This window comes from Psychrobacter sp. CLB018 (assembly GCF_041222815.1).
In the GTDB taxonomy this organism is placed as follows: Bacteria; Pseudomonadota; Gammaproteobacteria; order Pseudomonadales; family Moraxellaceae; genus Psychrobacter; species Psychrobacter faecalis.
Genome location: NZ_CP166085.1, coordinates 2,563,132 through 2,577,151, shown reverse-complemented (window position 1 = coordinate 2,577,151; position 14,020 = coordinate 2,563,132). Strand labels below are relative to the sequence as shown.

The window sequence follows — 14,020 nt, the reverse complement described above, 5'->3', positions numbered from 1 at the left end:
AGCGGCTTTTTTATTTATACAGTTTTTTATAAAGGGTTAAGCCAATACCTCGATAAGCTCGCCTTTTACCATATGCGGACTGACAAAATCGGTCACGCGTACGCTAACGATTTTACCCAGTAGTTCATCTACTTTATCAACGTCAAAAGGGAACATCACGGTACGGGTATTGTCTGCTGTGCCGATTAAGCAATCAGGATGACGATTGGCCACTTGCTCGACTAAGACGCGAGTCGTAGTGCCGACCATTTCATGGGTTTTGGCAAGGGTTGAATCAATAATAACCTGTTGAAATTCTGCCAAGCGTGCTTTTTTGGTTGCGAAGCTCACATCATCAGGCAATTCTGCCGCCGGCGTACCCGGACGCTTAGAGTAAATAAAGCTATAAGAGTGATCGAAGTTTAATTCTTTTGCCAAGTTTAAGGTATCTTGGAAGTTCTCATCAGTCTCGCCAGGGAAGCCAATAATAAAGTCACTCGATAGGTGAATATCAGGGCGTATGGCTTTGAGCTTATTAATCTGATTGATATAAACATCAATGGTATGGTTGCGTTTCATCGCCGCCAAAATAGCATTTGAGCCACTTTGAACCGGTAGATGCAGGTGTGACACCAGCTCTGGCAACTTGGCATAAGCATCGATAATATCATCGGTGAACTCTAGCGGATGGCTGGTGGTATAGCGAATGCGCTCGACACCATCGACATGCGAGACGTAATGCAAGAGCTCAGCGAAACGGCAAATACTGCCGTCGTCTTTTTCGCCGCGATAGCCATTGACGTTTTGCCCGAGCAGGTTAATCTCGCGCACGCCTTGGGCAGCGAGGCTATCAATCTCTGCCAAGACATCATCAAGCGGACGCGACAATTCTTCTCCGCGCGTATAAGGCACCACGCAAAATGAGCAATATTTTGAGCAGCCTTCCATGATGGAGACAAAGGCTTTAAACCCTTCTACTCTTGGTTCTGGTAAAAAATCAAACTTTTCGATACTTGGGAATGACACATCCACCGTACCGATACGGTTTTTAGGCGAGATAGAACGCTGCTCATGCGACTGGTCATACAGCTCTGGCAGACGGTGTAAGGTTTGTGGCCCAAAAACCATATCCACGTAAGGCGCACGTTTTTGGATATTATCGCCTTCTTGCGAGGCCACGCAGCCGCCAACACCGATAACCAGATCAGGGCGTTTTTCTTTTAATTTGCGCCAGCGACCCAATTCTGAAAACACTTTTTCTTGCGCTTTTTCGCGAATTGAGCAAGTATTCATTAGTAGCACATCGGCTTCGTCGATATTGTGGGTGACTTCCATACCGTGTGAATCGCCCAATACATCAAGCATTTTGCCAGAGTCATAGACGTTCATCTGACAGCCTTGAGTGGTAACAAAGACTTTTTTCGGCGTACCACTGCCATTGACTGGAGTTTGGGCAATAAACGCTTCAACAGAGTTTGACGCTTCGAGTGCCGTAACGGCAGGCGCAGTAACCCTGTTCTCAACAGCAGCGTCATCGATGCGGGGATTAAATACAGTAACACTCATAAGCGAAGTCCATGATTGACTAAAAATATAGCGAGGTAGGCGATTAACCGGTGGCGTATTTTATCATAATCTGCCATCAATGTGAAAAGTTAGCATGGGCTTAAACTGTTGACGCCATTTGATTATTTATAATAGTATCAATTGCTTATCTATTACCATCACTCAGATAAAGGCTTTTAGTACAATTAAGCCTAGTAAAAGCGCCGTAACACCTTCGTGTTACGCATGGCTATCCAATTTATTAACGAAAAGTAAAGCTGATGGTTGAATGTGCAACGAGTATAGTATGATGCAGACAACCATATCCGCACTATTGTTTAAATGAGCGTTTTAAGCAGGGTGAAAAATACTATTTCAAGCCTAGATTTAAACTGTTTATTTAGCCAAATTATTTAGACTTATTATAAAGAGAGTCCGTATGTCAAAGCCGCAAGTTGCTCAAAGTATCAAGGATAAAGATGCCAATTATCAAAATCATATGCCTAAAAATCATAAAACAACGATGCTAAAAACCAGTGTGCTGAGTGTGGCAACGGCGATGGGGGCGCTGGCATTGTCGCAAGGGGCTTATGCTGAGCTTACTTGGGGTAATAATACCAGCAGTAATGTCAATAGTTATCCGCAACAAGGTAGCTACCAACCGGACAACTATCAGCCTCAAAGCTATCAGCCTGATAACTATCAAGCGCAAAGCTCGCAGCCAAACAGCAGTTATCAAGCGGATAGTGGTGCAAGCTCATTTACAGCAGCAGCTATCGCCGCAGAACGCGGTGATGTCAACGCCCTTTATAATTATGAGCAGGAGATGAGTGGCGGTCTATTTGCCATGTATCCGCCTTATTGGCGTATGAATTTGGACCTAAACTCACAAAGCCCAGCAGCGGTTACACAGTTTGCCCGCCAGTATCCAGAGACGGTAATGGCAGAAAAGCTGGTTGCCGATTTTGCAGAAACCAAAGCAGGTTCCAATGATTATGCCGCCGTACGCCAAGTGGCAAATCTCATTACCAATGCCGATGACAGTGAAAAGTGCGCCGTTGCCCTTGGCTTTAACAATGGCGGCGATAGCATGCGCGCGATGGCGGCCAAGTCCGATGTCTGGCTAACCACCAAAAAACAGCCAGCGCTGTGCGATCAATTGGCGCTAGAGATGAATAATAATGCGCTGATTAGCAATCAAGATAGGGTATCGCGCCTCAAACGTATGCTGCGTAAAGGTAAGACCGGCGATATTATGGCCTTGTCCTCAAAGTTGGGTACACCGATTCCTTACTCGTCGTTAAGTGAAATTCAGCTCAATCCCTCAGCATTTTTTAGCCGTTTTGCTCGCGAGCCAAACAGCCAGATGAATCAATATCTGTATTTGTATGCTATGGGGCGCTTGGCAGAAAAGTCCTACCGTGAGGCAGCGCTACAATTAGATTTTGATGTGAAACAAGACCATCAGCGTGCAGCGAAGTTATTAAATGATGACACCCGTCGCTATGCTTATCGCATTCTTGGCGTTCAGCGTATGAACCACAATACTGACGATGGTTTTAATGTGGAAGCGGTCGATTGGTTCCGTAATAGCTTAGATAATGATTTTAGCTTTGAAGAAGCCGAATATTATGCCATGGCGGCGATTCGTTTTAGTCGTTGGGACGATGTGGTCGAAGCCATCTCGAAAATGGATGCTGAAACGCAAAAAACCAATCAATGGCAATATTGGTTGGCGCGTGCTTATGAGCAATCAAGTGATGCCAACAAACGCAACACTGCCAAAAAAATGTATCAAAATCTTGCAAAAAGCAATGAATACTATGGTTTGATGGCCAAGGATAAAGTCGGTCAACGTTTTGATGCCAGCCGCTTAGGTGGCAGTAATTTGCCTAACGTTAGTAGCGCCGACCGTGCCCGCGTCATGCAAAACCCGCACTTTGCACGGGCGTTTGCTCTATATAACGCCGATGCCAGCCGCGCTTATGCCAATCGCGAGTGGAACTGGGCGGTGAAAAAAGCGCGTGACAATCGCGATAATAATTTGATTATTGCGGCCGCGCGTCAAGCGTATGACATCGGTTGGCTCGATCGAGCAATTTATGCCATTGATAATACTGAGACGGTAAATAATTTGGCTCTATCACATCCGATGCCGCATCAATCGGCGGTCGTGCGCTACAGCCAGTCGGCAGGTATCGATCCGGCATGGGCGTATGGCATCATGCGTCAAGAGAGCCGTTTTGTCTCGTCGGCTCGCTCAAACGTTGGGGCGAGTGGACTTATGCAGGTTATGCCTGATACCGCTAAATATATCGCACGTAATTTGGGCGAAACTTATAGCGCTAGTCGCGCCAATAGCGGCGATACCAATATCCGTTATGGCACATGGTATATGGGCGATATCTTTGGTAAATTAAACAGCCAGCCAGTCTTGGCCACAGCGGGTTACAATGCCGGACCCAACAATGCCAAACGTTGGCAGCCAGTTTATGGCTCACTTGCGGCCGACCAATATGTCGAGTCGATTGCCTTTCCTGAGACCCGCAATTACGTCAAGCATGTAATGGAAAACGCCACCATCTATAGCAGTTTGCTGGGCCGTGGTCAGCCTATTAGTCAGCGCATGGGAACCATTCCCGCCGCCTTCTAATTCTCTTTGTTTTCTTAAAAAGCCATTAATTGCTCGCTGTTAATGGCTTTTTTTATAGGGTTCATTTAAAAGCAGTAAACGATCTATAGTCAAAATATCCTAAAAACGCGACGGTATTGCTGATATCAATTTTTTGTAGCCTCTGTCTGTGCAGGCATATCAAGCAAGAAAAATTGATATCAGCAGTGCGTGATGTATTGATATGACTTTTCACTCACTATATTACACGATGCATCAGCCATGTTTACGTTTCTGCTATAGATTAAAAAAAGCAATTTGCTACCATTGTTTGAGTTTCCGTCTGGATTTTCTGTTGGCTCACTTCCAGCCTGCGGACTTACTCCCAGAAGGCTAAATACTTTCAAGCGACCTAATGTGATCAGTGTCTTAGTTTGGATTGTGGAAATCAATGAATCCTAAAAGCTCCTATTCGTCATTGCTAGATGCTCTAACTTCTTATGATTAAAAAATATTTCAAGTTGCCCATATCGTCGCAAGCTAAGCGTCAATTAACTCTTCAGACAAAGGTGGGCTCGATGTCAAAGACAGCGCTATCAGAGCATTTTCATAAATATTGGTTACGTACAAAGTATGATAATAATAAAGGTAATGCTGCGTTTGGTATAACAGCGTTACTATTGTTGCAGGGTGCAATAACGCTGCCAGCTCAAGCGGCGAATGCCAGCAAACCGGGTCAGCGAGTGTTGATGATTGAGATGACGCCAGCGCTATGCAGCTTACAGCCAACGCGCGCACGTATGCGCCAGTGCTTAGAAGGCTATTCGCTTACCGTTTCAGGTCTCGATATGGGCTATGGCGAGCGCTGCGGCCGCGGCAGTGAGCCACGCTTGACGCCCTTACAGTTAAAAGTTGTCAACCGTATCATGCCTGATACCACGGTGCGTACCCAAGCATGGCAACGCTATGGCGCTTGCAGCCCGCTTAGCGCTAGCAGCTATTTTCGCCAAATTACCAATTATGCCGGCGACTTAAAGCTACCGAATGAGTTAAATACAGGCAACAGCTATACGGTATTAAAATCGCGTTTTGTCGGTCAGATGACCCGCTTGAATAATGGTATGTCAGCGAATAGCGTGGATTTGATTTGTCAGGTAGGCACGCGCCGGCAAATGGTATTGACTGATGTGCACGTATGTTATGAAGGCAGCTCATTCGGCACTTGTAGCAATGTCGTCGACAACTGCGGTAGTAAGTTTATTATTTCAGGCGGAAAATAATTCTATTTTGACATTGAGTTATTGCGCATTAACCACCTTCTTTCTGCCTTTAATGAATAAAACAGTAAAGTACAAATGGCAAAAATATAGGCGATTTTTCTTATAACTCCCCTAAAATCTTAGCCATTATTCTGTCTAAAACGCTTTTAAACCGTCTTTTAATACTTCTTTTGCACCTTTCTTGAAGTCCCTCTAACGCCTTACTCCTCTAATGTTGTGCCAAAAATCTCATTATCTATCCGTATAAAATGTAACAATATAATTTGTATTGTCCGCAAACGCGTTCGCGCTTTCTCTAGACGGTTAATAGGCTGAGGTGCTACACTAGTGAACGGTTTATGACTGCTATATTCAGCGAGCAGGTCGCTATCTCAAACGATATTCATCAATCAAAACCATCTATTACAACCATCCATTAGAATTGTGAATTATCTAATCTATAATTAGGGAGTATTCAATGTCAATGAAACAGCCTTTACGTGTTGCCGTCACTGGTGCCGCTGGTAATATCAGCTATGCTATGTTATTTCGTATTGCATCTGGTGAAATGCTAGGTAAAGATCAGCCAGTTATCTTGCAATTGCTTGAAATCACGCCAGCTCTTGACGCCCTAAAGGGTGTGGTCATGGAATTAGAAGACTGTGCATTCCCATTATTGGCAGACATCGTGCAAACTGATGATGCGACTGTTGCCTTTAAAGACGTCGACTATGCACTATTGGTTGGCGCGCGTCCTCGTGGCCCAGGCATGGAACGTAAAGATTTGCTAGAAGCCAACGCGGCGATTTTCTCAGCGCAAGGTAAAGCATTGAACGATGTTGCTAGCCGTGACGTAAAAGTATTGGTGGTCGGTAACCCTGCCAACACCAACGCTCTTATTGCTCAGCGCAATGCACCAGACCTAGATCCACGCAACTTCACTGCTATGACGCGCCTAGACCACAACCGTGCCATCGCCCAGTTGGCTGGTAAAACAGACAGCACTGTCAATGACGTGAAAAAAATGATTATCTGGGGCAACCATTCATCAACTCAGTACCCAGACCTAACGGCTGCGACTGTTAACGGTAAACCAGCGTTAGATTTGGTTGACCGTGATTGGTACGAAAACACCTATATCCCAGAAGTACAACAACGCGGCGCTGCTATCATCAAAGCTCGCGGTGCGTCATCTGCCGCTTCTGCTGCCAACGCTGCCATCGCTCATATGAGTACGTGGGCTCTTGGTAGCGATGAGAACGATTGGGTTTCTATGGGCGTTTACTCAAACGGCGAATACGGTATTGCTGAAGGCTTAATCTACTCATTCCCAGTGACTTGCAAGAATGGCGACTGGTCTATCGTAGACGGCGTTGATGTCTCATCTGATTTCTCAAAAGAGAAAATGGCAGCCACCGAGCAAGAGCTTAGCGAAGAGCGTGATGCCGTAGCACACCTGCTTCCATAAGCAATCAATTTGCTAAAGCTAATATATAAGCATGAAACTAAATAATCGTTAAGCTAAAAAGCCCTCTTATTAGAGTAATGCCAGTCAGTTAAGGCAAAAACTCAATAAAAGTAATAAAATAGCCCATCTAATAAGTAGATGGGCTATTTTACTATGAGACTACAAAACGCTATTAATGAGACGCATAAAAGGATTCCAGACACCCTAGAACAATTTAGTGAATTAATAGATCCTGAGTGGATACAGCAAGCTTTAGAATATACCGGCAAAGCGAGCATTAGAAGGCGTAAGCTACCTGCTGAACACGTTGTTTGGATAGTCATCGGCACAGCTTTATATCGAAACCGTTCAATTTGGTATATCACAGAGCAGATGCGGCTTAATATAGACTCACAGGCCTGCGTACCCAGTGCAGTGGTACAAGCAAGACAACGCCTCGGGCATGAGCCTCTAAAGCAGCTATTTCATCAACTAAGTGCTCACTACCAAACAGAATCACGAGCCCAGCAGCAAGACTTTATGGGACATAGCGTCCAAGCTGTAGACGGTGTCGTATACTCACTACCCTATACTGATGAGAACCTTCAGTACTTTATTTCAAGCAAAGGCAGAACTAAAGAGGCGCCCTATCCCCAAATGCGTTCGGTATGCCTGATCAATACTGACACGCATGAGATCATTGACACAACCCTTGGAGATATGGGTCAAGGAGAGATCACATTAGCCCGTCAGCTAAATATTCAAGACAACAGCATTACGCTCTTTGATAGAGCCTATTTCTCAGCAGACCTACTGATTAGTTGGCAACAAACCCATCCAAACAGTCACTGGCTCATGCGGGCTAAAGATAATCTGCGTTACAGTGTGATTGAAACCTTTAGTGAAGGGGACTACTTGATACAAATGCCGGTTTCTCCCCAAGCTCAAAAGAAAAATCCAAACCTACCTGCTACTTGGCAAGCTCGATTAATTGAGTGTCGTTATGAGGGTAAGATAAGACGATACATCACCTCTTTAATAGATGATAAACGCTTTACTAAGGATAAAGTGGCACAGCTGTACTTGCAGCGCTGGGAGATCGAGATGGCTTTTAGGGAAATTAAGTCTGATCTACAGCAGGGGCTGTTGTTAAGAAGTAAGCTGCCACAGCTTGTGTTACAAGAGTTCTGGGAGCTTATGATTGCTTATAATCTGATAAGACGTTTGATGCGCTATATGGCTCTTAGAGCTAAGGTTAGCCCTCTACGAATTAGCTTTCATATGGCGTCTATTACGATTGTTGATCTGTTACGGTTTGCGCCTTTACAGGCTGCAGGACTCTTCCCTAAGTTGTTAGATGCAGTTTTAGAGGAAGGAAAATTGTTTGTCATTCCTGAACGCAGAAAGCGATCTTGCCCGAGGGTGGTTAAGGGTAAACCACAAAAATATCCCAAAAAAAATACCAGTCAGCGTTAACTGACTGGCATTACTCTTATTAGAGGGCTTTTTTGTGGCTTAAATAATAGACAATACAATTGATAACGTTAGCTAAACGTTGATTTACAGCTATTCAAATAAAGCTTGCTACAATAAAGTGGTAAATCCAAACAATAAACACAATTAAATCTGTATCATTTAAGGAGAAAAGGTATGTTGGGTGAACCTGAATATAGTATGAATGAACTTTTTGCGCAATTAGGGCTGGATAGCTCGGACGAAGCAATAGATGCATTTATTGAAAAGAATCAATTAGCCAAAGAAGAAGAGCTCACCGATGCGCATATTTGGAACGACAATCAACGCGCTTTTTTAAAAGAAGAATGGTTTAAGGATGCCGCTTGGGTAGAGACTATTGACGAATTAAATGTACGTCTGCACCCTGACGCCTAAAAACAATAAAGTATAGACATAAAAAGTAGTACCGTAAATAAAACCCACAAACGTTATGAACGCTGTGGGTTTTTTATTATCGGTCTGATAATGATAGCTATCTATTTAATCAGGCTGCTGGGCACGCCATTCGAGTAAATCAATCACGTCATTATGAATGCCTGCTTTTAACGCCTCTAAACTTTCATAATGGCGCTCACCATGCAAATAATGCAAAAAGCGTACCTGCAAGGTTAAGCCGTATAAGTCTGCTTGCAGCTTAGGAAAGTGTACTTCTAAGCGCCAATCATGTTCTTTATCTACCGACGGTCTGATACCAAGATTGGCAGTACCAAATAAGCTATGCGGACGTAGACCTTTCACCCCTGGATTTTCATTATCAGTGAGTGCGGTTAGACCATTTGGTATGACATTGCCATTGTCATCGAGACTAACAACATCGACAGCAAAAATACCATGTAAGGCAGGTTTGATGCGTTTTAAATCGACATTGGCAGTGGGGAAGTCCATGGTACGACCGATTTTATCACCACCAATGACGACGCCTGTCATCGCATAGTCGCGTCCCAGTAGGGCGTTAGCTGCGTCAATATCGCCAGCCATCAATAAGTCTCGGATACGCGTCGAGCTAATGCGCGCGCCTTTACCTTTATCGTCGATAACGGTGTGCAGATTGGTCACATCTAAGCCATAATCGCGTAGAAACTGACTGTCACCAGTACGGTCATGACCAAATTTAAAGTCATCACCCAATACCAAAGCTTGGACGTTTAAGCGCAGTGCCAAAATATCGGCGAATGCCTGCGCTGATAGGGAGCGAAAATCGCTATCGAAGCTGGCGACAATTAGTGTCTCGATGCCGTATTCTGCCAGTAAAGCTTGCTTTTCGGCAAGGTTGGTGAGGCGAGCAGGCGCGGTCGCTGGCGCAAAGAACTCACGCGGCTGTGGCTCAAATATCATGACAGCTGAGCCAAGATTTTGCGCTTTGGCAAGCTCACGCACTTGCGACAGCATCGCTTGATGACCTAAATGGACGCCATCAAAGTTACCGATAGTCAGTACGCAGGGCGGCAACGCTACTGGGATAGTATTGGCCGGTAAAGCGTTTGGCGACGCCATCAGTTGCTCAAGAAAATAGGTGTTCATAAATGTCAGCTATGATAGATAAGACCAATAAAAAATGAAAAACACACTGCGATTAAAACAAACTTTTAAAACAGATGTGTTTAAAAGCAGCCATTATAAAGTAAAATAGCCCTACTAACATCCTATAGTCTGTTGTTAATCAAACAACCATGCTAACAGCTAAACGTCTATTAATCACTTATCCCTATTTTTATTATTATCTATGAATATTCATGATGGAAACGCTATGCCTGCTGCTATCTCTACGACGGATTATGATAATGGCTATGACTCTATACAGCCTACATCATCCGTCTATAAACTTAACGAGCGCTTTATAGTGCAGCGTGCCATTCAAGACGACTTACCCGCAATTTTAGCCATTTATAACCAAAGTATCGCCGGCAAGCAAGCAACCGCCAATCTCACACCCGTGACTTGCGCAGAGCGGCAAGATTGGTTTGATGAACATCTAAATAGTGACACGCGGCCGATTTATATTGTTAGAGCTGTGCTTGAAGATGCAGATATGAGTGTCGAAAAAATGGTTTTGCCAATCGTCGCTTGGGGTAGCTTTAGCGATTTGTATACACGGCCCGCTTATCATATCAGCACGGAGATTAGTATCTACTTGCATCAAGAGCATCATGGTCAAGGATTGGGCAGCTTATTGACCCGCTGGATGCTGACGCAAGCGCCGAGCTTAGGTATCCATAACGTGGTTGCGCTTATCTTTGCCCATAATCAGCCAAGCTTAGGATTGTTCCGTAAACTTGGCTTTGAGCAGTGGGGCTATATGCCAAAGGTTTGCGATATGCAGGGATTTATCGCCGATGTCGTGATGCTTGGTAAAGCGGTCATTGCCGATAGTAATGATCAATGAAGATAGCGATGACTAATAAAAATAGTAATGACCAGTAATAACGCCAAATGAAGCAAGGTTAGAGAATGGCAGCTAGATGCCTTATCCTAAAATCTTCCATTTGCCGTCGATTTTTTGTAGCTCATAAGTCAATGGCGCAGGCTTACTTTGACCTCTTAACATAATCTCACCCATGATGGTGGCACGGGTTTTATCATCGTTGTATTTAGTATCAGTAAAAGTCACCCCATCAACGGTTTGCTGAAACGCGGATTGCGTTTTGGCAAGCTCTTCCTCAAAGTTTGTCATATCAACTTTATAATACGTTGCAGCTTGTTTGGCGTCGCCATAATACAAACTGTCTAACGCTTTTTTAACCGTATCTTCTGGCGTGCCATTTTGAGTTGGATTGGTCACCAAGCTTTTTTGCTTAGCGTCATCGTTCACTGAGGCCACTGGATTGATAGTATCGCTCGTGATGATGGTTTTATCTTGAGTGCTATCTGTTACTTGCGCATCTTCACTCATATTATCCGTACCCACTGATTTTGCTTCGTCAGTCACAGTGTCATTAGATGTTTCAGCGATTGCTGTAGTGTCTTCATTATTATTGACAGCAGTCTCAGTGTCGCCCTTATCATTATTGCTACAACCACTTAAAAGTAGTCCAGTAGACAAGATGCCAACAGTCAGTAGGCTTGGTAAGCGTGACAAGGTTGTTGATAAAGCTGTCTGTGAAGCTGATGATTTAATCGTCATGTTAGTCCCCAAAATTATGTATTTAGTAGTAATTATGGCAACTATCAGCCGCATTCACTGTCAATTCTCATACCTAGCTTGTTTTGGTTTGGTAAGTTACAGCCCTACTCAGGGCTTAACAATAAATGCTTAATAATAAGTGCTTAACCATGCTTTAGCTGGCGCGGCCGGAAACCTGTTGCTAGTAGCACGACGCCATAAACCACCGCACCAACGACGCACATAATCAGCAGCGCAACGATACGTTTCCACTGCGCATCATTGGTTGGGAAATAGGGCAGCATGACATAAAGCACCGCAACCATAGAGGCGGTAGAAAGCCCAAACTGGCCAAACAGCTTTTTCCAATGACTGCCAAAGCGGAAAATCTCGCGCTTATGCAAGAAGTAATATAACAAGCCTGCGTTCACAAATGCCGCACCCGTCGTTGCCAATGCCAAACCACCATGTAGCGGCATATCTAAGAAATAAAAGATACCGATAAAAATCACACTAAAAATCATATTGGCAAAGACGGAGATAATACCGATTCTGACTGGCGTTCTGGTGTCTTGACGGGCAAAAAAGGCGGGCGCGAAGATTTTAATTAACATAAAACCTAAGATGCCGCCTGCCATGCTTTTTAGCGCCAGTGAGCTCATTTGTGCATCGCGTAGGGTAAATTCGCCACGTAAAAACAGCGCTTGCATGAGTACGTCAGAGAGTATAAACAGTGCTGCCGATGCCGGTACGCCGACCAAAATAATTAAGCGCGCTGCCCAGTCGATGGTCTTTTTGAAGCTGACGTCGTCTTTTTGCGCTTCACTTTTCGATAGACTTGGTAAAATAACCGTACCGATTGCCACCCCAATTAAGCCAAGTGGCAACTCGCTCATACGCTCAGCAGCATATAACCAAGAAACCGAACCGCCAATCATTAATGAGGCAAATACGGTGTTGAGCAGCAAATTAATCTGGGTGACAGAGACGCCAAAAATAGCCGGCAGCATCAATTTCAAAATACGGCGCACGCCTTCGTGTTGAAAGTCTATTTTTGGGGCGACCAGTAGTTTTTGTTGCGAGAGCTGTGGTAGTTGTATCAATAACTGCAATAAACCTGCGATAGCGACGGAATAACCCAGCGCCATAATAGGCACATCAAACATCGGCGCAAACACTAGAGCACCACCAATCATACATAGATTTAGCAAAACAGGCGCAAAGGCGGGCGCGGCAAAACGCCCGTAGCTTTGTAAAATACCGCTGGCAAAAGCGGTCATAGAAATAAACAATAAATAAGGGAAGGTTAGGCGCAGCAATTCAGCAGTGATAGCAAATTTATCGGGCTGATCAGCAAAGCCTGGGGCAAATAAGGTCACTACCCAAGGGGCGATTAATATCACCACGACCGTCAGCATTGATAATACTAGCAATAGCGCCCCTGACGTGCGACTGACTAAAATCTGTACCTGCTCTAAACTATATTTTTCTTTATATTCAGACAGTACAGGAACAAACGCTTGGCTAAAGGCCCCTTCGGCAAATAGGCGGCGTAAAAAGTTGGGAATCTTAAAGGCGACCAAAAAGGCGTCCATCAGACCGCCGGCGCCAAAGACGCCTAACAAGACGACATCACGCACCAAACCTAAGATACGCGACAGCATGGTCATACTACTGACCACCATGGTTGAACGAAATAACCGACTTTTTGCCATGAGAACCTATTTTGCTAATTTGTTTGCTGATGGTTGTTTGCTAATGTAGCATTGTTGAAAAACTGACGGATTATAGCACTTTCATTGTCCTGATAAATGGATTGAATGTGGAATAACATCTGTCGTTTACAGAAATTTTAATAAGAGTGTTTACTCAATCTTGGTTGTAAAGTGATGACTGACTTGCAATATGGCGGGTAACCATCTCTCGCAACTTTGTCCATTCAAAATAATCACCGGGGTCAGTTTTGCGACCGGGCGCGATATCACTATGACCAGTAAGATGCCTACGAGTTTTTGGATAAGCGTCATAGATAGCGACGATAACTTTGGCAAGTGTTTCGTATTGAGCCGCGCTAAAGGACACAAAATCTGAGCCTTCAAGCTCAATGCCAATGCTATAATCATTACATTCAGGGCGACCCAAGTAGCTGGAGCGCCCAGCATGCCACGCGCGTTCGTTAAAATCGACAAACTGGGTAATCGCGCCATCTCGCTCTATAAATAAATGTGCTGAGACTTCTGCACCTTTAATAGTTTGAAAATATGGATGCGCCTCCCAGTCTAATTGATTGGTAAACAAGGCTTTGACATAATGTAGACCGTCAGCATCACAAGCGCCAAACTCATTGGGCGGCAAGCTAATATTGTGAATAACGATAGCATCAATCGCGATATTTTCAGGACGTTTATTAAAGTTGGGCGAGGCAAGCCAAGTCGCAGCGGATAATCGACCGGCATGGATAGTCATTGGCGATGCTATGGACATAATACTCTCTTCTATAATGTGATAATAAGTGCGCAGTAAATACTATTAGTTATATTTTATTATCAATAAATGGCGCATTT

The 14,020-nt window shown here is 44.3% G+C and carries 11 protein-coding genes; 6 read left to right on the top strand and 5 right to left on the bottom strand.

Annotated features, from left to right (window positions below):
• Positions 1-36 precede the first annotated feature (36 nt).
• Positions 37-1,545 (bottom strand): tRNA (N6-isopentenyl adenosine(37)-C2)-methylthiotransferase MiaB, encoded by a 1,509-nt coding sequence (gene miaB, locus AB8P72_RS10930; RefSeq protein ID WP_068408313.1) that lies wholly within the window; start codon positions 1,543-1,545, stop codon positions 37-39.
• Positions 1,546-1,963: 418 nt separating this feature from the next.
• Here miaB and AB8P72_RS10925 point away from each other — a divergent pair, with 418 nt between their 5' ends.
• The 5 genes from AB8P72_RS10925 to AB8P72_RS10905 all read left to right on the top strand — a co-directional run bounded on the left by AB8P72_RS10925 (position 1,964) and on the right by AB8P72_RS10905 (position 8,731).
• Positions 1,964-4,177 carry a lytic transglycosylase domain-containing protein gene (locus AB8P72_RS10925; protein WP_068408315.1) on the top strand — a complete coding sequence of 738 codons (2,214 nt, stop codon included), beginning with the start codon at positions 1,964-1,966 and terminating at the stop codon, positions 4,175-4,177.
• A gap of 536 nt (positions 4,178-4,713) precedes the next feature.
• Positions 4,714-5,415, top strand: a complete 702-nt coding sequence (locus AB8P72_RS10920) for a hypothetical protein (RefSeq protein ID WP_068408317.1) — start codon at positions 4,714-4,716, stop codon at positions 5,413-5,415.
• A 463-nt stretch (positions 5,416-5,878) separates the two neighbouring features.
• On the top strand, positions 5,879-6,862 hold the full coding sequence (locus tag AB8P72_RS10915) for a malate dehydrogenase (RefSeq protein WP_068408321.1): 984 nt from the start codon (positions 5,879-5,881) through the stop codon (positions 6,860-6,862).
• Positions 6,863-7,015: 153 nt separating this feature from the next.
• The gene (locus AB8P72_RS10910; protein ID WP_369957745.1) at positions 7,016-8,317 is read left to right on the top strand and encodes an IS4 family transposase; all 1,302 of its coding nucleotides are present in this window, start codon (positions 7,016-7,018) and stop codon (positions 8,315-8,317) included.
• A gap of 174 nt (positions 8,318-8,491) precedes the next feature.
• A complete protein-coding gene (locus tag AB8P72_RS10905; protein WP_068403769.1) occupies positions 8,492-8,731 on the top strand; it encodes a DUF2789 domain-containing protein in 240 nt (79 codons plus the stop codon).
• A gap of 105 nt (positions 8,732-8,836) precedes the next feature.
• On the opposite strand, the gene ribF is transcribed toward AB8P72_RS10905, so the two are convergent.
• A complete protein-coding gene (ribF, locus tag AB8P72_RS10900; protein ID WP_068403847.1) occupies positions 8,837-9,850 on the bottom strand; it encodes a riboflavin biosynthesis protein RibF in 1,014 nt (337 codons plus the stop codon).
• Between the two features lie 253 nt (positions 9,851-10,103).
• Between ribF and AB8P72_RS10895 the strand changes: the two genes are divergently transcribed.
• Complete coding sequence (locus AB8P72_RS10895) at positions 10,104-10,739, top strand: GNAT family N-acetyltransferase (protein ID WP_082894233.1); 636 nt, start codon at positions 10,104-10,106, stop codon at positions 10,737-10,739.
• 81 nt (positions 10,740-10,820) lie between these two features.
• On the opposite strand, the gene AB8P72_RS10890 is transcribed toward AB8P72_RS10895, so the two are convergent.
• The 3 genes from AB8P72_RS10890 to ampD all read right to left on the bottom strand — a co-directional run bounded on the left by AB8P72_RS10890 (position 10,821) and on the right by ampD (position 13,940).
• The gene (locus AB8P72_RS10890) at positions 10,821-11,477 is read right to left on the bottom strand and encodes a hypothetical protein (RefSeq protein ID WP_068403771.1); all 657 of its coding nucleotides are present in this window, start codon (positions 11,475-11,477) and stop codon (positions 10,821-10,823) included.
• Positions 11,478-11,620: 143 nt separating this feature from the next.
• The gene (murJ, locus tag AB8P72_RS10885) at positions 11,621-13,171 is read right to left on the bottom strand and encodes a murein biosynthesis integral membrane protein MurJ (protein WP_068403772.1); all 1,551 of its coding nucleotides are present in this window, start codon (positions 13,169-13,171) and stop codon (positions 11,621-11,623) included.
• Positions 13,172-13,325: 154 nt separating this feature from the next.
• Positions 13,326-13,940, bottom strand: coding sequence for a 1,6-anhydro-N-acetylmuramyl-L-alanine amidase AmpD (gene ampD / locus AB8P72_RS10880; RefSeq protein WP_068403774.1), 615 nt, complete (start codon positions 13,938-13,940; stop codon positions 13,326-13,328).
• Positions 13,941-14,020: the final 80 nt, after the last annotated feature.

Coding starts and splice junctions, on each gene's coding strand:
- AB8P72_RS10905 (WP_068403769.1), top strand. CDS start 8,492: ATGTTGGGTGAACCTGAATATAGTATGAATGAACTTTTTGCGCAATTA.
- ampD (WP_068403774.1), bottom strand. CDS start 13,940: ATGTCCATAGCATCGCCAATGACTATCCATGCCGGTCGATTATCCGCT.
- AB8P72_RS10890 (WP_068403771.1), bottom strand. CDS start 11,477: ATGACGATTAAATCATCAGCTTCACAGACAGCTTTATCAACAACCTTG.
- AB8P72_RS10915 (WP_068408321.1), top strand. CDS start 5,879: ATGAAACAGCCTTTACGTGTTGCCGTCACTGGTGCCGCTGGTAATATC.
- ribF (WP_068403847.1), bottom strand. CDS start 9,850: ATGGCGTCGCCAAACGCTTTACCGGCCAATACTATCCCAGTAGCGTTG.
- AB8P72_RS10925 (WP_068408315.1), top strand. CDS start 1,964: ATGTCAAAGCCGCAAGTTGCTCAAAGTATCAAGGATAAAGATGCCAAT.
- AB8P72_RS10920 (WP_068408317.1), top strand. CDS start 4,714: ATGTCAAAGACAGCGCTATCAGAGCATTTTCATAAATATTGGTTACGT.
- AB8P72_RS10895 (WP_082894233.1), top strand. CDS start 10,104: ATGCCTGCTGCTATCTCTACGACGGATTATGATAATGGCTATGACTCT.
- miaB (WP_068408313.1), bottom strand. CDS start 1,545: ATGAGTGTTACTGTATTTAATCCCCGCATCGATGACGCTGCTGTTGAG.
- AB8P72_RS10910 (WP_369957745.1), top strand. CDS start 7,016: ATGAGACTACAAAACGCTATTAATGAGACGCATAAAAGGATTCCAGAC.
- murJ (WP_068403772.1), bottom strand. CDS start 13,171: ATGGCAAAAAGTCGGTTATTTCGTTCAACCATGGTGGTCAGTAGTATG.